This window comes from Alicyclobacillus sp. CIJ1, assembly GCF_057538885.1.
The window spans coordinates 1-285 of the sequence record NZ_BAAJPH010000024.1; the positions used below are offsets into that span (position 1 = coordinate 1).

The following is a 285-nucleotide window of genomic DNA, read 5'->3' on the forward strand; positions in this document are numbered from 1 at the left end:
TAGCCGAAGGAGAACAGGTTGACATTCCTGTACCACCGTAGGCGTTTGAGCGAAGGGGTGACGCAGGAGGACGAGGGAAGCGGCCGGATGGAAGAGGCCGTCCAAGCAGCGAGCGTGGGGTGTAGTGAAATGCGCACCCTGGAAAGCGTGAGCTGTGATGGGGAGGGAAGGACAGTACCGAAGTCCCGACGTTCACACTGCCGAGAAAAGCCTCTAGCGAGCCGAAGGTGCCCGTACCGGAAACCGACACAGGTGGGCGCGTGGAGAACACGAAGGCGCGCGGGA

General features: G+C 61.8%; 1 rRNA gene. It reads left to right on the forward strand.

What is annotated here, in order from left to right:
• Positions 1-285, forward strand: a 23S ribosomal RNA gene (locus tag AC27E8_RS00215); the annotation flags it as partial.